This window comes from Methylobacterium persicinum (assembly GCF_022179525.1).
GTDB lineage: Bacteria > Pseudomonadota > Alphaproteobacteria > Rhizobiales > Beijerinckiaceae > Methylobacterium > Methylobacterium persicinum.
Map to the genome: position 1 here is coordinate 11,687 of NZ_BPQX01000061.1, position 21,402 is coordinate 33,088.

Annotated in this window: 17 protein-coding genes; 7 read left to right on the plus strand and 10 right to left on the minus strand. The window is 70.6% G+C overall.

Going from position 1 to position 21,402, the window contains the following annotated elements; all coding sequences use genetic code 11:
* Positions 1–32: 32 nt before the first annotated feature.
* Complete coding sequence (locus MFF22_RS22085) at positions 33–3,344, minus strand: TRCF domain-containing protein (protein WP_238252759.1); 3,312 nt, start codon at positions 3,342–3,344, stop codon at positions 33–35.
* 188 nt (positions 3,345–3,532) lie between these two features.
* Here MFF22_RS22085 and pepN point away from each other — a divergent pair, with 188 nt between their 5' ends.
* Both pepN and MFF22_RS22095 read left to right on the plus strand, forming a co-directional pair.
* Positions 3,533–6,142 (plus strand): aminopeptidase N, encoded by a 2,610-nt coding sequence (gene pepN / locus MFF22_RS22090; protein ID WP_238252761.1) that lies wholly within the window; start codon positions 3,533–3,535, stop codon positions 6,140–6,142.
* A gap of 178 nt (positions 6,143–6,320) precedes the next feature.
* The gene (locus MFF22_RS22095; RefSeq protein WP_238252763.1) at positions 6,321–8,654 is read left to right on the plus strand and encodes a sensor histidine kinase; all 2,334 of its coding nucleotides are present in this window, start codon (positions 6,321–6,323) and stop codon (positions 8,652–8,654) included.
* Positions 8,655–8,658: 4 nt separating this feature from the next.
* Here MFF22_RS22095 and MFF22_RS22100 read toward each other — a convergent pair whose 3' ends face one another.
* From MFF22_RS22100 to MFF22_RS22110, 3 genes are all read right to left on the minus strand, one after another.
* Positions 8,659–9,990, minus strand: a complete 1,332-nt coding sequence (locus tag MFF22_RS22100) for a lipopolysaccharide biosynthesis protein (protein WP_238252765.1) — start codon at positions 9,988–9,990, stop codon at positions 8,659–8,661.
* A gap of 98 nt (positions 9,991–10,088) precedes the next feature.
* On the minus strand, positions 10,089–10,988 hold the full coding sequence (locus tag MFF22_RS22105) for an SGNH/GDSL hydrolase family protein (RefSeq protein WP_370877615.1): 900 nt from the start codon (positions 10,986–10,988) through the stop codon (positions 10,089–10,091).
* Positions 10,985–12,079, minus strand: coding sequence for an OpgC family protein (locus MFF22_RS22110; RefSeq protein ID WP_238252767.1), 1,095 nt, complete (start codon positions 12,077–12,079; stop codon positions 10,985–10,987). The genes MFF22_RS22105 and MFF22_RS22110 overlap by 4 nt, the downstream gene beginning before the upstream one ends.
* Positions 12,080–12,331: 252 nt before the next feature.
* Between MFF22_RS22110 and MFF22_RS22115 the strand changes: the two genes are divergently transcribed.
* Positions 12,332–12,607 (plus strand): hypothetical protein, encoded by a 276-nt coding sequence (locus MFF22_RS22115; protein WP_238252768.1) that lies wholly within the window; start codon positions 12,332–12,334, stop codon positions 12,605–12,607.
* A 14-nt stretch (positions 12,608–12,621) separates the two neighbouring features.
* Here the strand turns inward: MFF22_RS22115 and rfbA are convergent, their stop codons facing one another.
* From rfbA to queE, 5 genes are all read right to left on the minus strand, one after another.
* Positions 12,622–13,515 carry a glucose-1-phosphate thymidylyltransferase RfbA gene (rfbA, locus tag MFF22_RS22120; protein WP_238252769.1) on the minus strand — a complete coding sequence of 298 codons (894 nt, stop codon included), beginning with the start codon at positions 13,513–13,515 and terminating at the stop codon, positions 12,622–12,624.
* A 25-nt stretch (positions 13,516–13,540) separates the two neighbouring features.
* Positions 13,541–14,431 carry a dTDP-4-dehydrorhamnose reductase gene (gene rfbD / locus MFF22_RS22125; RefSeq protein WP_238252770.1) on the minus strand — a complete coding sequence of 297 codons (891 nt, stop codon included), beginning with the start codon at positions 14,429–14,431 and terminating at the stop codon, positions 13,541–13,543.
* Positions 14,431–15,480, minus strand: a complete 1,050-nt coding sequence (gene rfbB / locus MFF22_RS22130; RefSeq protein ID WP_238252771.1) for a dTDP-glucose 4,6-dehydratase — start codon at positions 15,478–15,480, stop codon at positions 14,431–14,433. Before rfbB ends, rfbD begins: the two co-directional genes overlap by 1 nt.
* 135 nt (positions 15,481–15,615) lie before the next feature.
* Positions 15,616–16,167: a dTDP-4-dehydrorhamnose 3,5-epimerase gene (gene rfbC, locus MFF22_RS22135; RefSeq protein ID WP_238252772.1), complete on the minus strand. Its 552-nt coding sequence runs from the start codon at positions 16,165–16,167 to the stop codon at positions 15,616–15,618.
* 116 nt (positions 16,168–16,283) lie between these two features.
* Positions 16,284–16,916 (minus strand): 7-carboxy-7-deazaguanine synthase, encoded by a 633-nt coding sequence (queE, locus tag MFF22_RS22140; RefSeq protein ID WP_238252773.1) that lies wholly within the window; start codon positions 16,914–16,916, stop codon positions 16,284–16,286.
* A 299-nt stretch (positions 16,917–17,215) separates the two neighbouring features.
* Between queE and MFF22_RS22145 the strand changes: the two genes are divergently transcribed.
* The 4 genes from MFF22_RS22145 to MFF22_RS22160 all read left to right on the plus strand — a co-directional run bounded on the left by MFF22_RS22145 (position 17,216) and on the right by MFF22_RS22160 (position 21,020).
* Positions 17,216–18,691, plus strand: coding sequence for a D-alanyl-D-alanine carboxypeptidase family protein (locus tag MFF22_RS22145; protein WP_238252774.1), 1,476 nt, complete (start codon positions 17,216–17,218; stop codon positions 18,689–18,691).
* A gap of 111 nt (positions 18,692–18,802) precedes the next feature.
* Complete coding sequence (locus MFF22_RS22150; RefSeq protein WP_238252776.1) at positions 18,803–19,897, plus strand: CobW family GTP-binding protein; 1,095 nt, start codon at positions 18,803–18,805, stop codon at positions 19,895–19,897.
* A gap of 96 nt (positions 19,898–19,993) precedes the next feature.
* A complete protein-coding gene (locus tag MFF22_RS22155; protein WP_238252777.1) occupies positions 19,994–20,248 on the plus strand; it encodes a hypothetical protein in 255 nt (84 codons plus the stop codon).
* A gap of 160 nt (positions 20,249–20,408) precedes the next feature.
* A complete protein-coding gene (locus tag MFF22_RS22160; RefSeq protein ID WP_238252778.1) occupies positions 20,409–21,020 on the plus strand; it encodes an endonuclease III domain-containing protein in 612 nt (203 codons plus the stop codon).
* A 4-nt stretch (positions 21,021–21,024) separates the two neighbouring features.
* Here the strand turns inward: MFF22_RS22160 and MFF22_RS22165 are convergent, their stop codons facing one another.
* On the minus strand, positions 21,025–21,342 hold the full coding sequence (locus tag MFF22_RS22165; RefSeq protein ID WP_238252779.1) for an HPr family phosphocarrier protein: 318 nt from the start codon (positions 21,340–21,342) through the stop codon (positions 21,025–21,027).
* Positions 21,343–21,402: the final 60 nt, after the last annotated feature.

Sequence of the window (21,402 nt, forward strand, 5' to 3'; positions counted from 1 at the left end):
CGTCGGCGGCGCCCGGAACGACGGCTAAAGCGCTACCGCGACCGTTCCCGCGCCTCCCGGATGCGCTCCAGAAGGTCCGCGGCGAGATCCGCCCGGGCCGCCGCATCGTCGGTCGGCCGGCGCAGGACGACGCGGTTCTCCTTAAAGACGAGGTCGTCCGCCGCCGCCATCGGACCGGGGCGGCGACCGGCGCGGAAATCGGCGGCGATGCCCTGAGGGCCGCCGTTCAACCGGGCGATGCCGAGCTGGCGGCAGGCGGCCCGCAGCCGCCCGAGGGCGAACAGCGCCGCGACGGGTTCCGGCGGCGCGCCGAACCGATCCTCCACCTCCGCCGCCAGGGCCTCGATGGCCTCCGCCTCCCGCAGGCGGAGGACGCGGGTGTAAAGGTCGAGGCGGATTTCCGGTTCTGGCACGTATGAATCCGGGATCGTCGCCGCGAGCCCGAGGCCGATCTCCGGCGTCCAATCCTCGGCCGGCTGACCTTTGGCTTCCATCAGCGCGAGTTCGAGCAGGTGGCGGTAGAGGCCGAGCCCAACGAGCTTGGCGTGGCCCGCCTGATCCTCCCCCACCAGATCGCCGGCCCCGCGCAGATCAAGATCCCGGGCGCTGATGGCGAAGCCCGCGCCGAGGCGGTCCATGGCCTCCAGGGCGCGCAGGCGCTGCTCGGCGGCGGGATTGGGGGGCGCCTTTGGGTCGCCGAGGAGGTAGACCACGCCCCGGCGCTGGCCGCGCCCGACCCGCCCGCGCAGCTGGTGCAGCTGTGCCAGACCGAAGCGGGCCGCGTCCCAGACCAGCATCGTGTTGGCCCGCGGCACGTCGAGGCCGCTCTCGATGATGGCCGTGGCGAGCAGCACATCCCCCGTGCCGTCGGCGAAACGGACCATCGTTTCGTCCATCTCGGCGGCCTTCAGCTCGCCGTGGGCGACGGCGATGTCGAGGTCGGGCACGAGCTTGGCGATCCGGTCGCGCAGGGGCGCGATGTCTTCGATCCGCGGGCACACCACGAAGCTCTGCCCGCCCCGGCGATGCTCGCGCACCAGGGCCTCGCGGATCGTCTCGTCGTCGTAGGCGGTCACCACCGTCCGCACCGGCTGGCGGAGGGCCGGCGGCGTCGCCAGGATGCTGAGGCTCTGCAGCCCGACCAAAGCCGATTGCAGGGTGCGGGGGATCGGCGTCGCGGTGAGGGTGAGGACGTGGCCCCCCGCCGCGAGGCGGCGGAGATCCGCCTTCATCTTCGCGCCGAAGCGTTGCTCCTCGTCGATGACCGTGAGCCCGAGGTCGGCATAGGCGACACCCTTTCCGGCCAGGGCGTGGGTGCCGACCGCGAGGCGGATGGAGCCGTCCGATAGCCCCTGCCGGACCCGTTTGGCCTCGGCCGGCGATACGAGGCGGGAGAGATGGCCGATGGCGATGCCGAACCGGGCGAAGCGGCGTTCCAGGGTCGCCGCGTGCTGGCGCGCGAGAACCGTGGTCGGGGCGATCAGCACCGCCTGCTTCCCGGCGAAGATGGCGGCGGCCAGGGCCCGCAGGGCGATCTCTGTCTTGCCGAAGCCGACATCGCCGCAGACGAGGCGATCCATCGGCTGCCCGGAGGCGAGGTCGGCCAAAATCGCCTCGACGGCCTGGGCCTGATCGGCGGTGGGGGAGAAGCCGAAGCCCGCCGCGAACCGCTCCAGTTCCCGGGCGGGCGGCACGAGGGGCGTGGCGCCGGCCTCCCGGCGATCGGTGGCGACTTGCAACAGGGTGCGGGCGGTGCGGGCCAGGGTCGCCTCCGCCTCGAGGCGCCGCTTCGCCCAAGTGTTGCCGTCGAGCTTGTCGAGGGTCACCGCGTCGGGTTCGGAGCCGTAGCGCCAGATCCGCTCCGCCTGATCGACCGGCACCATCAGCACCGCGTCGTCGGCGAAGCGCAGGCGCAGGGCTTCCGTGGCGACACCCCCCGCCGCATCCGGTCCGGAGAGCTTCTCCAGCCCCTCGAACACGCAGAGTCCCCGATCCCGGTCCACGGCCACGTCGCCGGGCCTCAATTCGACATCGCCGAGGGGCAGGGACGGGCCCGACACGCCCGCCGGCGCCGCGGAGGGGCCGAGTAGGTCCGCGGCGGTGATCACGGTCACGCCCGACAGGCGGAAGCCTGCCGCCAGGGGAGCCTCGAAGGCGAGGATGGAGCCGGGCTTCGCCTCTTCCGCCTCGGACCAGGCATCGATCAGACGGATCGGTGAGCCCGCGGCGTCCGACGACCGGCGCACGAGGCGGCGCAGGGGCGATTTTGGACCGGCGAGGACGATTCGGTCCCCCGCCTTCAACCGCTCGCGCAGGAACTTCGTCAGGGCGGCGCCGGGGCGATTGTCCCGGGCGAAGACCGGGACAGCCGCGTCGTCGGCGGCCGTCTCGGTGGCACTCGCCAGGGCCTTCTCCTCGGAAAGTCGCGCCCATTCCTCCGGCGAGAGGTAGAGGCCCTCGGCGGCATTGGCGCTGCGCCGGCCAGGGCGGCGTCCGCCGGTCGCGGTCTCCCGGCCTTCGGCCACCTGTTCGAAGAACGCACCGAGTCGCCCGTCTGCGCCTTCTTCGACCACGAGCCGCCCATCGGGAACGTAGTCGAGGAGGGTCACGAGGCGCCTGTAGAAGCGCGGCAAGCCATGCTCCTGGCCGGTGAACGGCACGAGCCTGTGTTCCGAGCCCGGCGCCAGCAGGATCTCCGTGGCCGGATCGACCAGCAGGTCGCGGGTCTCCGCCACGGAACGCTGCGTCAGGGGATCGTAGGAACGGATGGCGGTGACGCGGCCGTTCTCGTGCTCGACGCGGCAGGGACGCGGCGCGGCGGCCGGGAACACCTCCAGGGTCCGGCCGCGGACGGCGACCTCGCCGGGCTCATCCACCCGCTCGTCAAGGACGTAGCCAAGCCGCTGCAACTCGGCCGTCACCGCGGCGAGGTCGATCGTATCGCCGACGGCGAAGGCGACCCGCGCCCCATCCCAGGTTTCGGGCGGTGGCACCCGCTGGACCAGCGCCGGGCCGGTGGTTAGGATGATCGCGGGGCAACCCTCGCTGCCCGTCAGCCAGCGCAGCAGGGAGGTGCGGGCGCCCATCGTCGCCCGCGACGGCGAGGCGTGGTCGAAGGGGAGACAATCCCATTCGGGGAATATGCCGACGGCGAGGCTGGGCCGCAGCACGCGCAGGGTCGCGGCGAGTTCATCGAGACGCCGCCCATCGCGGGCGACGTGGATCACCGGGGCCGCTTCGTCCGTGAGGCCGATGAGGGCGACCGCGAGGGCCCCCGTCGGCACGAGCGGCACGTCCTCCTGGCCGCGTTCCGCCGCCTTACGCCGCACCCGTGAATTGGCCATGCCCTGTCCGCACTCACACCCTTTGAGCCGGCCAACGCCGGAACGGCCTCCCGGGTCCCCGGCAAAGCTGTGACATCCACAGCCGAAGGTCGGCGGAACCGCGCAGAGGGGGACGGATCGCCCACGCGTTGCGCGAGGCGCCCCGAGGGGCCAGAACGGGGGCGGAACCCTCACCCGGAGTGACCCGCATGCGAACAGAGACGCCGCCGCTGATCCGCCTGGAGGATTACCGCCCGAGCGCCTTCCTGATCGATCGGGTGAACCTCGACATCGTCCTCGATCCGCATGCCACGCGGATCACGGCGGACCTTGCGCTCCGGCCGAACCCGGCCGGCGCTCCCGATGGGCCCCTGCATCTCGACGGCGACGACCTCACCCTGGTCGGCCTGGATCTCGACGGGGCGCCCGTCCCCGGCGCGGACTATGCGGTCGATGCCTCCGGCCTCACGCTGCACAGGCCGCCCCGGCGCCCCTTCATGCTGCGGGTCGTCACGGAGGTCGACCCCACCGCCAACACCAAGCTTATGGGCCTGTACCGGACCGACGGGGTCTACTGCACCCAGTGCGAGGCGGACGGGTTCCGCCGCATCACCTACTTCCTCGACCGGCCGGACGTGATGGCGGTCTACACCACCCGCATCGAAGCCCGGCGGGAGGAGGCGCCGGTCCTCCTCGGCAACGGCAACCCCGTCGAGGCCGGCCCGGTCGGCGAGGACCGTCACTACGCCGTCTGGCACGATCCGCATCCGAAGCCGGCCTACCTGTTCGCCGTCGTCGGCGGTCGCCTCGGGAAGGTCGAGGCCCCGTTCCGCACCATGGAGGGGCGCGACGTCACCTGTGCCGTCTACGTGGAGCCGGGCCGCGAGGACCGCGCCGGCTATGCCCTCGACGCCGTGATCCGCTCGATGCAGTGGGACGAGCGCGCCTTCGGCCGCGCCTACGACCTAGACGTGTTCAACGTCGTCGCCGTCTCCGCCTTCAACATGGGGGCGATGGAGAACAAGGGCCTCAACATCTTTAACGACAAATACGTGCTCGCCGTCCCGGAGACGGCGACGGATGCCGACTATGCCAACATCGAGGCGATCATCGCCCACGAGTATTTCCACAACTGGTCGGGCAACCGCGTCACCTGCCGGGACTGGTTCCAGCTCTGCCTGAAGGAGGGCCTTACGGTCTTCCGCGACCAGGAATTCTCCTCCGACATGCGGTCCCGACCGGTGCACCGGATCGGCGAGGTGAGGTCCCTGCGCGCCCGCCAGTTCCCCGAGGATGCCGGCCCCCTGCGCCACCCGGTGCGGCCCAACGCCTATGCCGAGATCAACAACTTCTACACGGCGACGGTCTACGACAAAGGCGCCGAGATCGTGCGGATGCTGCGCACCCTCATCGGCCCGGCCGCCTTCCGCGCCGGCATGGACCGCTACTTCGCCGACAACGACGGGCGCGCGGCGACCGTCGAGGATTTCCTCGCCGCCTTCGCGACGGTGACCGGACGTGACCTGTCGGCCTTCGCCCGCTGGTACGAACGGCCGGGCACGCCCCGTCTCTCGGCCCAGGGCGCCTACGATGCGGCGGCGAGGCGCTACACCCTGCACCTCGCCCAGGCCCTCCCGACGGAGGGTCCGCCGCTGGTCATTCCCGTGGCCCTCGGCCTCGTCGGGGCCGGCGGTCCGCTCGACGGGGCGACCTGCGCCTCGGCGGCGGACGGAGTCTTCATCCTCGACCGGATCGAGGCCGAGCTGGTGTTCGAGAACGTCACCGAAGAGCCCGTGCCGTCGCTGCTGCGGGATTTCTCGGCCCCCGTACGCCTCGACCTCGCCCTGTCCGACGCGCAGCGCCTCCGGTTGCTCGCCCGGGACAGCGATCCCTTCAACCGCTGGCAGGCGGCGCAGGACGTGGCCCTGCGCCTGATCCTCGCGCCCGACGCGGCACGGACGGACGCCTTCGCGGAGGCGCTCGGCACCTTCCTCGACGGCGAGGCCCTGGCCGATCCGGCCTTCGCGGCCCTCGTCCTGGCCCTCCCGACGGAAGCCGAAGCCGCCGACGCGCTCTCAGGCGACATCGACCCCGATGCGATCCACCGGGCACGGCACGCCCTGCGCGCCCATCTCGGCAGGGCCCTCGCCCCGCGCCTTACCCGGATCGACGCCGCCCTCGCCCCGGCCGAGGGCGCCTCCTACAGCCCGGATGCGGCCTCCGCGGGCCGGCGGGCCCTGCGCAACGCCGCCCTCGACCTGATGGCGGCCGGCGACCCTCAGGCCGGCGCGGCCCTGGCCACCCGGCGCCTCGACGCGGCGACCAACATGACCGACCGCCTCGCTGCCCTGGCGACAATCGCCCAGATCCCGGGCGAAGCCCGCGAAGCCGCCCTCGCGTCGTTCGGCGAGCGCTACGCCCACGAGCCCCTCGTCCTCGACAAGTGGTTCGCTCTCCAGGCGACGATCCCCGAGGAAGGCACCCTGGCGCGAATCGCGGCGCTGAAGGGCCATCCGGCCTTCGCGATGACGAACCCGAATCGCGTCCGGGCGCTGATCGGCAGTTTCAGCATGGGCAACCCGACCCAGTTCGCCCGGGCCGACGGGTCCGGATTCGCCCTCGTGGCCGACACCGTGAAGGCCCTCGATTCGGCTAACCCGCAGATCGCCGCACGGCTCCTGACAGCGTTCGGATCCTGGCGTCGGCTCGAAAAAAACCGCCGACAAGCCGCCGCCGAAATGCTTAACGGCATCAAGGCCGTTCCTGGTTTGTCCCGGGATGTCGCGGACATCCTAGTACGGACCCTGAAAGACGGCTAACAAGTTGAGATAATTGCGCAAAAGCGATTCTGTGTAGGCCCGCAACACCTCCCTCGGGTCAAGTCGAAATGGTAAAAAAGCGGTGGACAAAGACCCACCGCAAATGATTGTATTCAGCGAGATTCGCAGGGCGTTCGCGCCCCGGCCGGATCGATTCTCCGAGGGATGAGGTTCGGCCATGCCGGAGGCGGTTTCCGCTTCCCTCTCCGCGCGTGCGGATTCGTCTCTGTCGGCGGTCTGGCCCGTCCGGCGGCGCGACCCGCGCCTGCAGCGGGCGGAGCGCTGGCTCCGCTACGCCGTGCCAAGCACGCTCTCGGTGTTCCTCGCCTGCCTCGTCGCCCTGGCGGCGATCCATATTCGCGGGCAGCGGGCCGAAATCATCGCGGGGGCCGAGGCGGAGGTGGAGGGGTTCGCCCGCCTCGCCGCCCACGCCCTGCGCTCCGCCGAAGGACAGCACCTCGACCTCCGGGTCCTGCTGCCGGAGGACGGCCGCCATTCAGGCCGCCGCCTCGTCCTCCTCGCGCCGAATGCCCGGATCACCCAGGCGCATCCGCCCCTCCCGGCGGAGATGGAAACCCTGCCCGACATCCTCGGCCCGAGCGAGCCGCTCTCGGCCCTCGGGGAGCGGGCCGGTGCGGTGCTCATCGACCTTCCGGGGGGCGAGCGCGTCCTGGCGGCGGTCCACAACCTTCCCAACGGGGGCGGACAGGTCGCTGTGCTGCAGCCGGTGGACCCGCTGATGATCGGCTGGGGCGCCCGGACCCGCGACCAGATCGTGCTGGTCGGTGCCGCAATCCTCGTCATCGTCGGCGTCGGCGTCGCCTATGGGCTGCAGACCCGGCAGGCGACCCTGGCGGACAGGGCCTGCGAGCAGATCCGCCTGCGCCTGGAGACGGCCCTGAGGCGCAGCGATTGCGGCCTCTGGGACTGGGATATCGCCCGCGGGCGGATCTACTGGTCCGATTCCATGTACACGCTCCTCGGCTACCGCCGGGAGCAACCCTACCTGGCGTTCGGCACCGTCAACGCCCTGGTCCATCCCGACGACGGCGACCTCTACAGCCTCGCCCGGGCCGTGGCCGCCAATCAGACCCATGTCGATCACGCCTTCCGCGTGCGGGGTGCGGACGGATCTTATGTGTGGCTGCGCGCCCGCGCCGAGGTCGTCGCGGACGGGTTCGACGGCGGCCGCCACCTCGTCGGCATCGCCGTGGACATCAGCCAGCAGCGCGCCCTCGAGGAGACCAACGCCGCGGCGGACATGCGCCTGCGCGACGCGGTCGAGGCGATCTCGGAGGCCTTCGTCCTCTGGGACCAGGGCAACCGCCTCGTCCTGTGCAATTCCAAGTTCCGGCACCTGCATGCCCTCAGCGCCGAGGATGCGCAGCCGGGTCGTCGCTACATCGACGTCATGAGCCGCGGCGCCCTCCCCCAGATCCGCCGGGAGACGCCGGAGATCGGCATGGCCACCGCCCGGACCTTCGAGGCGGAACTGGCCGACGGGCGCTGGCTCCAGATCAGCGAGCGCCGGACCCGGGACGGCGGCTATGTCTCGGTCGGCACCGACATCACCAGCCTGAAGCGCCAGCAGGAGCAACTGGTCGCCTCGGAGCGGGAGTTGATCGAGACGGTCACCGACCTCAAGCGGTCCCGGCGGACCCTGGAGGTCCAGACCCAGCAGCTGGCCGACCTCGCGGAACGCTACCTCGACCAGAAGGCGGTGGCCGAATCGGCCAACCGGTCGAAATCCGAGTTCCTGGCCAACATGAGCCACGAGCTGCGCACACCGCTCAATGCCATCATCGGCTTCGCCGACGTGATGGAGAACGAGGTCCTGGGGCCGATCGGCACCCCGCGCTACGGTGAATACGCCCGGGACATCCGCCAGAGCGGCGGCCATCTCCTCACGATGATCGACGACATCTTGGACATGGCCCGCCTCGAAGCGCGGCGGGTCCGCCTCAAGCCCCGCGCCCTGTCGGCCGGGAAGGCCGTGGACGACGCCATCGAGGCCGTCTCGGCGGAGGCCGCGCGCAAGGACATGCGGATCCATGTGGATGTCCGCCCGGGCGTCGAACTCCTGGCCGACATCCGCGGCATCCACCGGATCCTCGTCGGCATCCTGGAGAATGCGGTGAAGTTCACCGGCGCCGGCGGTCAGGTCGGGGTGCGCGTCCGGCAGGCGGGGGAGCATGTCCACGTCTTCGTGGCCGACACCGGCATCGGCATCCCGCGGGCCGCCCTCCCCCATCTCGGCCAGCCCTTCACCAAGGTCGAGACCCAGATCACGAGCCGCCACAGGGGGTCCGGCCTCGGCCTCGCCATCGCGCGCTCCACCGCGGAGCTGCACGGGGGCGCCCTGCGGATCCGGTCCGAGGAGAATGTCGGCACCGTCGTCCTGTTGAAGCTGCCCGCCCCGACGCTCCAGCGCCTCGAGACGATCGCCCAGGCGGCCGGGCGCGAAGCCGCCGCCGCAGGGCGCCCGGCGGTGGACCGGCGCTCCGCGGCCTGAGGGTTCAGGCTGCGTCCCAAACCGGGGTCGGCAACCGGTGAAGGTTCTTCGCCGCCAGGGAGAGGGCGGCGGCGCGGCCCGTCTGGGCCAGGGCCATGGCCAGGGCGGCACCCAGCGGCCCGAGCACCGGCACGAGGGCGACGCATAGGAGCACGGCGGCGGCGACGGCCCCACCGGTGATCGCCGCGCAGATCCGCTCGCCCCCCAACATCGTGAGCAGGTCCGCACAGGGCCCGAACAGGCTCGCGGCGATGCCCCCGGCCACGAGGACGGCGAGCAGAGGCAGCCCCTCTGAGACGTTTGCCCCGAACAGCGCCAGCAGCAGCGGACTTCCCGCGAGGAGGCCGAGTCCGACGAAGGCCGTCGCGCCGGCCGTGAAGCGGCCCTGTCGGCGCACCAGGGCCAGGAGCCGGCTCCGGTCGCCCATCGCCTGGGCGGCGCTGTAGTGCCGGAGGGCGGCGGCGCTGACCGCGTATGGCACGAAGGCCGCGATCTGCTGGATGCGCGTGGCCGCGAAATAGAGGCCGAGTTCGGCGGGGCTCGCCAGAGCGCCGAGCACGATGACGTCCACGAAGCTGAAGCCCGCGGTGGCGAGGTCGATCCCGGCGATGGGCAGGGTCGCGCCGAACCAGCGCCGCAAGTCATAGCGGTGGGGGCCGGGCGGCAGTTCCACGCGCAGGCGGCCGGCAACGAGCACGGACTGGAGTACGGTCGAGACCAGGGCGGCGGCGAACATGCAGGTCATGGCGGTCTCTGCCACGGCCGGTGCGCCCAGCAGCATGGCCCCTGCCAGGAAGGCCATCATTGCCGCCTGACGCAGGAGATACGGGGGCGCGATGGCGAGCCCGAGCCAATTCTGGCTGCGGGCGATGCCTTCGCAATAATCCTGCATGGCGAAGACCGGCAGGATGAGCGCGGCGATCAGCGCCGGCGCCCGGTATGTTGCCCCCAGCAAGCCGGGTTCGAGCCACAGGAGCGCGAGGCCCAGGCCCGCCGCCGCGAGCGCCGTGCCCCCCGTCACCAGGGCACCCGCCCGCACGTAGCCGCGGGCATGGTCCGCGTCCCCCCGGGCCTGATCCTCCGGCAGGAAGCGGCTGGCGCCCTGCGCGAGGCCGAGGGTGAGGGTATGGCCGACCAGGGCGGTCCAGACCCAGACGGTGGCGAAGATCCCGTAGGCGTCCCAGCCCATCACCCGGGCGGCGAGGACCTGCCCGGCATAGGCGAAGCCGGCCGCGGAGATCCGGATGGCAAAGACGGTGGACGCTCCCCCGCCGAAGCCCTGGCGCAGTAGGCTCAGCCGCCCGAGGATCGGTGCGGACAGGATCGTGGCCGCCAAGGTCCGCTCCTCGAGCATCTTCCGCCGAAGGGGACGCCGGTTCGGCTTGAGACAACGTTCCAGCCTCGCCCGACGGAGGGGCGGCCCTGGCGATCCTTCTAACCCGGTGCCCGTTGCGGCCCGGTTAAGTCGGGCGGCCCGGGGGGCGGCGGCACCACCGCGGCGGGCGGTTTCGCCGGCTCGGATGCCGGAGGCGAGGCGACTTCCCCGGCCGGCGCTTTGGCCGGCTCCGGTGCCGGTGTCCGCGCCAGGGAGGCAGAAATCGTGAGGGCGACATGCTCGGCCATGCAGCGCAGGCCGAGGTCGTTCAGCCTGAACTGACGGCCGAGGATGTGGACCTCGCCCTTCTCGTTGCGGCCCGCGAGGTAGCGCAGGGCCTCGAACCGCCTGACCAGGGGGACGCCCTCACGGGTCGCGACGTCCCGGACCCCGTCGACGATCCGGTTGTAATCCGCATCGGTGGCGACGCTGGCCGTGTAGAGCGGATCGACCAGCACGACGTCGATCCCGTGGGACTTCAGCCACGCGACGGATTCGTCGAGGGCCTCGGCGAAGGCGGTCGGATCGACCCGGGCGATGGCATCGTGGGTGCCCACCTGCCAGACGACGAGGTCAGGCTCCACGTCGGCGACCAGCGAGCGCAGGCGCTCGGCCGCGCCCGACGCGATCTCCCCCGGCAGGCCGCGGTGGTCGATGATCACGTCCACATGCGGCATCGCCTGTTCCAGCGCCGCTTCCAGCTTGACCGGATAGGAGGCGGAGGCGCCGGGCGCCGAACTGCCACCCACCGCCAGGATCCTGAGGATGTGGCGTTCCTCCAGCGCCGCCTTCGCCGCGGCGAGGCTAGCGACGCTATAGAGCTGCGAGCCCGGCACGCGGCATTCGAGGGACGGCGTGGGGGTCGGAACGTCGTCCGCCATCGCCGGCCCCGGCGTTCCCGCCGAGAGGCCGGCCAGGAGAAGGCCGCCGACGCGGAGCCAATCGCGAGCCGGTCTCATGGGCGGGGACGCGGGGCTCTGCGGGAACGCCATTCGACGAACCATGCGGTGATTCCCAACGCGACGAGGCCGCAGCCCGCAACCGCCGTATCGACCAGCAGGCCGCCCCCGGTCTGGAAGCGGATGATTTGGCCGATCAGGCTCAGCAGCGACCCCATCGAGAATACGGCCAGGGAGTTCCTGCCCAGGCCCGACAGGAAGCCGACGATCCAGCCAATCCGCGGCGCAAGCAATGCGTAGATTGGCGAAAAAGCCAACAAGACCCCAAGGAAGTGCACCAATCGGCTCGGTGTGAGGTAACTCTTCTCGAAGGTGAAAAGCAGGCGCGGCTCGGGGACCGTCAACGGATCCGGCCTGATTTCCAGCACCGACAGGGTGATCCCCACGAGGACGATCACGACGCCGAGGGGCATCAGGCGCCTTGTCCACCGCCTGAACGCAGGCGAGACGCGGTTCCAGTCCTGAAGCACGAACCCGAGGGTCAGGAGCAACTGCCAGCAGAACGGATCGAAGAACCACGTCCCGTCGCCGGGCCAGGATGGCAGGTTCCACTCGAAGACGAGGCTCGCAACGTAGAGCGCCCCGGAGATCGCCAGGACCGCCCACCGGCTTGCCCGGCCGATGAGCACGATCACGGGGGCGATCCCGATCAGGACGACGTAGAGCGGCAGGATGTTGAAGAAGCCGAGCTGATAGGTGAGCAGGGCCATCCCGCAGACCGACTGGATCGGATCGGCGAAGAAGTTCCCGGCATTGTGCCATTCGAGGATGAGCGGGTTGTCGAGGAGCAGGGCCGCCCCGGCGATGATAGCCAGGGCCAGCAGCATCACCGTGATCTGCGCCCTGTAGACCTCGACGGTCCGCGCCAGCATCCGCACGACGCTGCGCCAGCGCGGCTCCGGCTCGCCGTCGCGGGTCCGCGTGGCGATGCCGATCGACCACCCGGCCAGGAACACGAACAGCTCGGCCGCGTCCGAGATGCCGTACTGCGAAAAAGTGTAGCGCTCGAACGTGTTGCCGGGAATGTGGTTGATGAAGATCGTGATCAGGGCGAAGCCGCGCCAGAAGTCGATCGCATTGGGCTCCCGCATGGGGGCGGCGGCTCCGGGGTTTGCGCGGGCGGGATGGTTCGAGTCGGGTGTCTGATACGGCGCCGGGGCGCCGCTGGAAACCCGGACTAGACGGCAAGATGCGAGGCCGCCGCGGGGAGAAGGGAGGCGGTGAGGCGCGAGAAGCTCTGCATTGGCAAGCACATAACTTGGTCGGCTGCAGCGCCGAATTAAAGTCGCGCACGATCGAACCGGGGGGCGACGATCGCGTTACCGACGCGAAGGAGTTTTCCGATGCGTTCTGCCGCCCTCCCCGCCCTCGTCGCGTCGCTGGCCCTCTGGGCCGGAACGGCGGCGCCTGCCTTCGCTCAGGCGACGACTGGCACCGGCGGAGGCCCCACCAGCACCGTGACCGCTCCCAACACCAGCGCCACCGGCAGGACGATGCCGCCGGCCGGCGGCGATGCCGGCGCCGCCACCGCCGGGGAGCCGCGGGGCAAGCGCACGCAGGAACAGAAGGTCGATGACAAGATCACCCGCGGCATCTGCATCGGCTGCGGGCCGAAATAGGCCAAATCAGACGATCACAGGGCAGCCTCGCTGCGGGCGTTCGGCTCGTCGGCGAGGCGGAGCAGGTTCCGGCCGTAGGCGGTCTTGGAGAACAACTTGCCTCGGGCCACAAGCTGGTCGCGGTCGATGAAGCCCTGGAGGTAGGCGATCTCCTCCAGGCAGGCGACCTGTAGCCCCTGGCGGTGCTGGATGGTCCGCACGAACTCGGAGGCTTCCAACAGGCTGTCGTGGGTTCCGGTATCGAGCCACGCATAGCCGCGGCTCATCTTCTCCACGAAGAGCTGCCCGCGTTCCAGATAGGCCTCGTTCACGCTGGTGATCTCGAGCTCCCCGCGGGGCGAGGGCTTCACGTCGGCGGCGATGTCGAGCACTTGGTTGTCGTAGAAGTACAGGCCCGTCACCGCCCAAGTCGATTCAGGGTTCTCCGGCTTCTCGACGATCTTTGTGGCCTTGCCCGTCGCGTCGAGGCTGACCACGCCGTAGGCCTGCGGGTTCTCGACATGATAGGCGAACACCGTCGCCCCCATCGGTCGCGCCACCGCCCGCGCCAGTAGCTCGGCCATGCCGGCGCCGAAGAACAGGTTGTCGCCCAGGATCAGCGCCACGTCGTCGTCGCCCACGAAGTCGCGTCCGATGATGAAGGCCTGGGCGAGGCCTTCCGGCCGCGGCTGGACCGCATAGGTGAAGTGCAGGCCGAACTGCTCCCCCGTGCCGAACAGGCGCTTGTAGTTGTCGAGGTGCTCAGGGCTCGAGATGATCAGGATCTCGCGGATGCCGGCCAGCATCAGCACCGAGACCGGGTAATAGATCATTGGCTTGTCGTAGACGGGCAGCAGCTGCTTGTTGATCGACAGCGTCGCCGGGTGCAGCCGGGTGCCGGAGCCTCCGGCGAGGATAATGCCCTTCATCGGAGTTCTCCTTGGGTCCGTTCGCTCACGCGGTGGCAGGCCCGACCAGCCTGTCCAGGATGTCGTCGAGGGCGGCCTCCCACGGACGCGGGACGATGCCGTAGGCTGCCGTCAGGGTGTCCGTCGACAGCCGCGAGTTCGTGGGCCGGCGGGCCGGCGTCGGGTAGGCGGAGGTGGGGATGCCCTGGACCGGCACCGTCCGGCCGCCCCGGCGGGCGCTCCCCTCGACGATGGCCCGGGCGAAACCGCACCATGTGGTCGATCCGGCGTTGACGCAGTGGAACGTGCCCACGGGCGCGTCGGCATCCTGGGCCAGCCGCAGGGCGACCGTGGCCAGGGCAGCGGCGAGGTCCGCCGCGCTGGTGGGGCAGCCGTGCTGGTCGTCGACCACGCTCAGGCTGTCCCGCTCGCCCGAGAGCCGCAGCATCGTCTTCACGAAGTTGCCTCGGTGGGGGCTCACGACCCAGGCCGTGCGCAGGATCGCGTGGCGCGGGTTGGCCGTGCGCACGGCGAATTCGCCGGCGGCCTTGCTGGCGCCGTAGACACTGTGGGGATCGACGGGCTCGGCGGGGGCGTACGCACCTTCCGGCTTGGTGCCGGCGAAGACGTAATCCGTCGAGACATGGACCAGGGGAATCCCCCGCGCCCGCGTCTGTTCGGCGAGGATGGCCGGGGCCAGGGCGTTGAGCCGCCACGCGGCGGTCACGTCGGACTCTGCCTTGTCGACGGCCGTGTACGCGGCCGTGTTGATGACCACGCTGTAGTGCCGCTCGGCCAGGGCCGCCGCGACGGCGGCGGGATCGGTGATGTCGAGGTCGTCCCGCGGGGGCGCGTGGACACGCACGCCCTCCGGCCAGGAATGGGCCTGAAGCTCGGTGCCGACCTGGCCCGCGCCGCCGAGGACGAGGATCTCCATCAGCCGGCGAGCCCCAGGCGCTCACCGCGATAGCGGCCCTCGCGGATCGGCCGCCACCATGCCTCGTTGGCGAGGTACCACGCGACGGTCTCTTCCAGGGCCGCCTCGAACACCTTGCGCGGGCGCCAGCCGAGTTCGGTCTCCGCCTTCGTGCAGTCGATGGCGTAGCGCCGGTCGTGGCCCGGCCGGTCGGCGACGAAGGTGATCAGCCGCTCGTGCGGCCCGGCCTCCGGGCGCAGCCGGTCGAAGGCAGCACACAGGCCGTGGACGACGGCAAGGTTGTTGCGCACCGCCCGTCCTCCGAGCAGATACGTCTCCCCGATCCGGCCCCGCTCCAGCACCGCGACGAGACCCGCGGCATGGTCCTCCACGTGGATCCAGTCGCGCTCGTTCATGCCGTCGCCGTAGACGGGGAGGTTCTTCCCCTCCAGGGCGTTGAGGATCATCAGCGGGATCAGCTTCTCGGGGAAGTGGCGCGGCCCATAGTTGTTGGAGCAGTTCGTCACCAGCACCGGCAGGCCGTAGGTCTCGTGCCAGGCCCGGGCGAGGTGGTCGGAGGCGGCCTTCGACGCCGAGTAGGGCGAGCGCGGGTCGTAGCGGCTGTCCTCGGTGAAGAAGCCGCCCGGCGGCAGGGAGCCGTAGACCTCGTCCGTCGAGACGTGGAGGAAGCGGAAGGCGTCCCGCTCCTGGCCGGACAGGCCCTCGTAGAGTTCCCGCGCGCCGTCGAGCATGGTCTGCGTGCCGATCACGTTGGTGCGCACGAAGGCACCCGGATCGGTGATGGAGCGGTCGACATGGCTCTCGGCCGCCAGATGCATCACGGCCTGCGGCCGGAACTCGCGGTAGGCGGCCCGCACGGCGTCGCGGTCGCAGATATCCGCCTCGATCAGCCGGTGGCGTCCGCTGGCCTCCAGGGGCTTCAGGGAGATGGGGTTGGCGGCGTAGGTCAGGGCGTCGAGCGTCGCCACCTCATGGCCGAGGTCCTGCACTAGATGCAGGACGAGGGCCGAGCCGATGAAGCCGCAGCCGCCGGTAACGAGGATCCGCATAAATACCCCTCTCGGATTGAGTCGGCGCCTGACCCAATCCACTCTGCATGGCGAAACAGCGGCATTCGGGTGCTTCGCCACTAAGACGTGCAATCTTTCGCGCGATGGCCCGCCTCTAGCCGAGAAAACCGCCCGTTAGAAGAGCTTGCCCGCGTCGCGCAGGCGGGGCGCCTTCCTGTCCTTTTCCGACAGGACAGCCTCGTCTTCGCCGACGGGCCATTCGATGCCGATGTCGGGGTCGTTCCAGAGAATCCCCCGGTCATGGGACGGGCTATAGTAGGAATCGACCTTATAGGCGACCATCACGTCGGGGGTTAGCGTGCAGAAACCGTGGGCGAAGCCGTGCGGGATGAAGAGCTGCTCTCCCCCTTCGGCATCCAGGCGGACGGCGACGTACGTCATGTAGGTCGGCGAGGTCGGTCGGATGTCGACGGCGATATCGAGAATCGCGCCCGATAGAACCCGGATCAGCTTCGCTTGGGGCTGCGGCGGGATCTGGAAGTGCAGGCCGCGCACGGTTCCCTGCGGCGCGGAGAACGACTGGTTGTCCTGCACGAACGGCACCACGATGCCGGCCCGCTCCAGGGCGTCCACGCGGAACGTTTCCGAGAACCAGCCCCTGGCATCCCCGTGCCGCTTCGGAATGATGCGCTTCACATCGGGGATGTCCGTCTCGATCACGTCCATGCGGTACCTCGGTGTGTCATCATCGTGTTCCGGGCGATGATGCTTGTTCGACGCACCTGTCAAGCGGTGCGGCGGGAGCGCGCCGGAAGGTCGGCGTCGTCCGTTCGTCGGCGGTGTCAGGGAATGCCGATCAACTTGTGTGTCTGCAGCGAGAGGCGCCACCGGGCGTCCCGACGGCAGTAGGCGATGGCCGCCTGGGTGTGGGCGGCGGCCTGCGCCCCATCCATCGGCTGGAGGAACCGATGCCGGAACGGAAGGTCGGCGAAGGTCTCGGGCCGGGCATCCTCCTGCGGGAAGACCAGTTTCAGTTCGTCGCCGCTCGTCTGGGCGAGGGGATTATTTCCCTTGGGGCTGACGCAGATCCAGTCGATCCCCGGCGGCGCCGGCAAGGTGCCGTTGGTCTCGATGGCGATCTCGAAGCCCCGTCGGTGGACAGCCTCGATCAACACCGCATCGAGTTGCAGCAAGGGCTCGCCCCCCGTGAACACGACGTAGCGTCCCTCCGGGCCCCCTTCCCAGGTCGACGCGATGGCGCCGGCGAGGGCTTCTGCGTCGGGGAAGCGCCCGCCGCCCTCGCCGTCCATGCCCACGAAATCCGTATCACAGAAGCGGCAGGCGGCGGCCGCGCGATCTTCCTCCCGCCCCGACCAGAGATTGCAGCCCGCGAACCGGCAGAAGACGGCCGCCCGCCCGGCCTGCGCGCCCTCGCCCTGAAGGGTGTGGAAGATTTCCTTGACCGCGTAAGCCACCTTCGTCCCGTATCCATGCGACCCCGGCGCGTCGCGCGCCGGCGCGCGCTGATCGAATCCGGTTTGAAAGGCGCCGTTCCGGCGCCAGATCCCTGTTGCGCCACGGCGGCGGGCTGATGCAACCCCGCGTCTTCCTGCCGCGACCATCCTTCCCACCCCGGCCGTCCGGACTTCCCCCCGGTTCACACAGGGGGTACCGCCGCCATCGTATCGCCACGGAGCGTGCGTTGAAGGCATGTTCGACGCGCGTTTTCCTGCGGTGCGAGCGGCCGCTGCCGCCCCGCGACGAGACAGGTCCGATGCTCAATCATACGATAGGCCGTCACCTGGCCCGCGCCGTCGCCGCCGTCGCCCTGCTCGCGGGCCTCGCGGGGGCGGCCGGCGCCGTCACGGTGCCGATCCTGGTGGCGGATGTCGATTCCGGCCGGGTCGTCTACGCCCAGGCCCCGACGGATCCCTGGTATCCGGCCTCGATCACCAAGCTGATGACGACCTACGTCGCCCTCGATCTCGTCCGCCAGGGACGGGCGTCGATGGATACGCTGATCACGATCTCCCCTGCCGCCGCCGCCGAGCCGCCCTCGAAGATGGGCTTCAAGCCGGGCACGCAGCTCACCCTCGGCAATGCCCTCAAGATCATCATGGTGAAGTCGGCTAACGACGTCGCCTTCGCCATCGGCGAGAGTCTTGGCGGCAGCGTCGACGGCTTCGCCTCGATGATGAACGACGCCGCCCACCGGATCGGCATGCAGGACAGCCGCTGGTACAATCCGAACGGCCTGCCCGATCCCCGGCAATGGACCTCCGCCCGGGACATGGCGGTGTTGGCCCGGGCCTTGATCCGCGACTTCCCGGACAACCGCGACCTTTTCTCCATCTCGGCGATCCAGTTCGGCGGTGCGGTCATCCCGAACCACAACGGGCTGCTCGGCCGCTATCCCGGCACCGACGGCATGAAGACCGGCTTCATCTGTTCCGGCGGTTTTAACGTGGTGGCGACGGCAACCCGCAACGGGCGCCGAATCATCGCCATCGTCATGGGCCAGCCGAGCGCCCGGGAGCGTGACGTGAAGACCGCAGACCTGTTCGACTACGGCTTCGCGCAGGACAACGGCAGCGGCCCCTCCCTCGACGCCCTCCCCACCTCGTCCGTGGGCGCCCCGCCGGACATGCGGGCCTACGTCTGCGGCGGCAAGAAGGCCCCCCCGATCGACGAGGGTCCCGGTGCCGTGACGGCGTCGGGGGCGAGCGCGGCCCAGCTCCTGGGCGGCGCGGCGGCCAACTCGCCCGCCCTCGCCCTGGCGGCGTTTTCCAGCCCCGCCATGCGCGCCCGGTCCCTGCCGCCGCGGGCGCCGCTCCAGCCCGTCGCCGTGTGGATCGGGCGGGACCCAGCCGAGGGCCAGCAGATCCTGGCGCAACAGGCGGCCGAGGCCCAGGCCGCGGCGGCGAACGTCAGGAATGCGCGGCTCGAGGCGGCCAAGGCCCGGCGCGAGGCGGCCCTGGCCAAGCGGCAGGCTGCCAAGGAGGCCGCTGCCCAGGCCCGTGCCGCGAAAACGACGACGAAGTCGGCCGCCGGCTCGGCCCTGCCCCATTCGGCGAGCGCCTATACGTCGTCCGACGCGCCGGCCATGCCTGAGGCCAAGCCGGGCAAGGGTCTGACCAAGGCCAAGCCCGCTGCGCACAAGGCGGCCACCAAGGCTGCGCCGGCCACCAAAGCTTCGGCCAAGCCCGTCGCAAAGGCCCATGCCAAGAAGGCGGCCAAGGCCGACGAGTAGGCTCTTTTCGGGGATTGCCTGACTTGCCGCTGCGGTCAGGGCGAGGCGACGATTGCGGCGCGACGCCCATCCCCGATTGGCTTCGCGTGCAAAGCCGATACAAGACCGCCGATGTCCCTGTCCGACCCGCCCAAGCCCGACCCCCGCCGCCCGGAGCGGATCCCCCTCACGGTGCTCACCGGCTTCCTCGGGGCGGGCAAGACCACCCTCCTGAACCGCTGGCTCAAGGATCCGGCGCTGTCCGATACGGTGGTGATCGTCAACGAGTTCGGTGAGATCGGCCTCGACCACCTTCTCATCGAGACGGTGGACGAGGACATGGTCCTGCTCGGTGCCGGCTGCCTGTGCTGCACCGTGCGCGGCGACCTGATCTCGACCCTGGAAGACCTCCTGCGCCAGCGCGACAACGGTCGGATCGGCCCGTTCCGCCGGGTCGTCATCGAGACGACCGGCCTCGCCGATCCGGCCCCGATCCTTCACGCGCTGATCTACCACCCCTACCTCGTTCAGCGGTATCGCCTGCAATCGGTAGTGACGGTGGTCGATGCCGTCCACGGCGCGGCCACCCTCGACGCCCATCCCGAGGCGGTGCGTCAGGTCGCGGTGGCGGACCGGCTCGTCCTGACGAAGGCGGACCTCGGGGCAGGGAACGCGACCCTGCTCGCGCGTCTCGCGAGCCTGAATCCGGCCGCCCCCGTGCTGCCCCCCGAGACCCCGGCGGAAGAGCTGCTCGGCGGGTTGTTCGGGCTCGACGGCAAGGGAGCGGATGTCCGGGACTGGCTCGGGGCCGACGCCCTCGCGGCCGATCCTCCCGCGGGTCTCGACGTCAACCGCCACGACGCATCGATCCGGGCCGTTTGCCTCACCAGCGAGGCTCCGGTGCCTCGTCCGGCCTTCGAGATGTTCCTCGATCTCCTGCGCTCCGGGCATGGGCCGAAGATCCTGCGGCTGAAGGGGATCGTCGCCCTGGCCGACGATCCCGACCGGCCCCTGGTGGTCCACGGGGTCCAGCACGTGGTCCACGCGCCGATGGCCCTGCCCGCATGGCCCGATCCGGACCACACCTCGCGCCTCGTCGTGATCCTGAGCGAACTCGATCCGGCTTTCGTCCACAGGCTGTGGGATGCCTTCCTCGGCCGCCCCCGCCTCGACGCCCCCGACGCCGCGGCCCTGACCGACAATCCCCTCGCCATACCGGGTGGGTGACGCGCGGCATCGTCCTTGAAGGCAAGGGGCCGTGGGCGCCTTCCGGGCGCGGGATCGTCCCCCATCGGGACGGGTCGGACGAGGACGGGACAAACGATGGCGCGACGCTTCACCGTGATCCAGGGTGGCCTGGGGGATGCCGTGGCAGCGCCGCCCCGCGGGCGCGCCCTTCCCGGACGGGCCAAGCTGGAGGCCGTCGGAGCGGCGCTGCGTCGGCGGCTTGCTGCCCTCCCCCGCCGCAAGCCGGGAGCCCGCAGGGAGCGGGCGGCCCTTGCGCCGGCACGCCAGCCGATCCCCGTCGGGGCCTTCCTCGGCGTGCGGCCCGAGGGCTGGAGCCGGGACGCCGCCTGAGGCCGCTGCGCGGTGTCGCGCCGGAGACGCCGATCGGGCAAGGGTGCCCTACCTGCCCCGGATGCATGACGACACGATTCATGGGCTGACCCGGAACCGCTCCCCCTCTGTCGGGGAAAACCCTGGGGATTCGTCCGGTGCCGGGCGGGTCGAGGCGGTCATGGCCCGTCTCGCCGCGGCCGACCCTGATCCGAAGGCCGGCCTTGCCGTCGAGGACCCGTTCCGCCTGCTGGTGAGCGTGCTCCTCTCGGCGCAATCGACCGGGCCCACCGTCGCCCGCGTCTCCGACGCCCTCTTCGCCCGGGCCGCCACGCCCGCCGCCCTGCTCGCCCTCGGCGAAGGGACGATCCTCGACATCGTCCGGCCCGTGGGCCTCGGCCCGTCGAAGACGCGGGCGATCGTGAAGCTTTGCGCGGTCCTGGCCGAAACGTATGGGGGCGAGGTGCCGCGCACCGCCGTCGAGCTGAGACGCCTGCCAGGGATCGGGCGGAAATCCGCGGAGGTTACCGCGAACTTCGCCTTCGGCGAGAAGGTCATCGCGGTCGATACCCATGTCTTCCGGGTCTCGAACCGTATCCCCCTGGCGCCGGGACGCACCGTCGATGCGGTGGCGGACGGCTTGGCCGCCCTCGTCCCGGATTCCTACAAGGACGGGGCGCATGTCTGGCTGTTCCGGCATGGCCGCGACACCTGCACGGCCCGAAAGCCTGCTTGCGGGCGATGCGTCGTGTCGGACCTGTGCACGTGGCCGGAGAAGACTTTGACGACCTGACGCCCTATTCGTCCTCGCCGAACCGGTTGGCCAGCAGGGCCTCGATGGCGTCGAGGCAGGAATGCGCGTCGCGGCCCACGGCCGTGACGGCGATCCGGGTACCCATGGCGGCGCCGAGGGTGAGAAGCCCCATGATCGAGCGCCCGCCCACGGTCTCGCCCGCGCGGGTCACCGCGACGGTGGACTCGAACCGCTCGACCGTCTGCACGAACTTCGCCGAGGCCCGGGCGTGGAGTCCGCGCCGGTTGACGATGGGCAGCCTCCTCAGGAACCCCCCTTCCGGGACGGGGGGATCGTCGTCGCTCTCGTACAGGTCGTCCATCGGGTCCGCTTGGTCGTGGGTCGGCAGACGGGAAGACTAGACCATGAGCCGGCCAAGTCG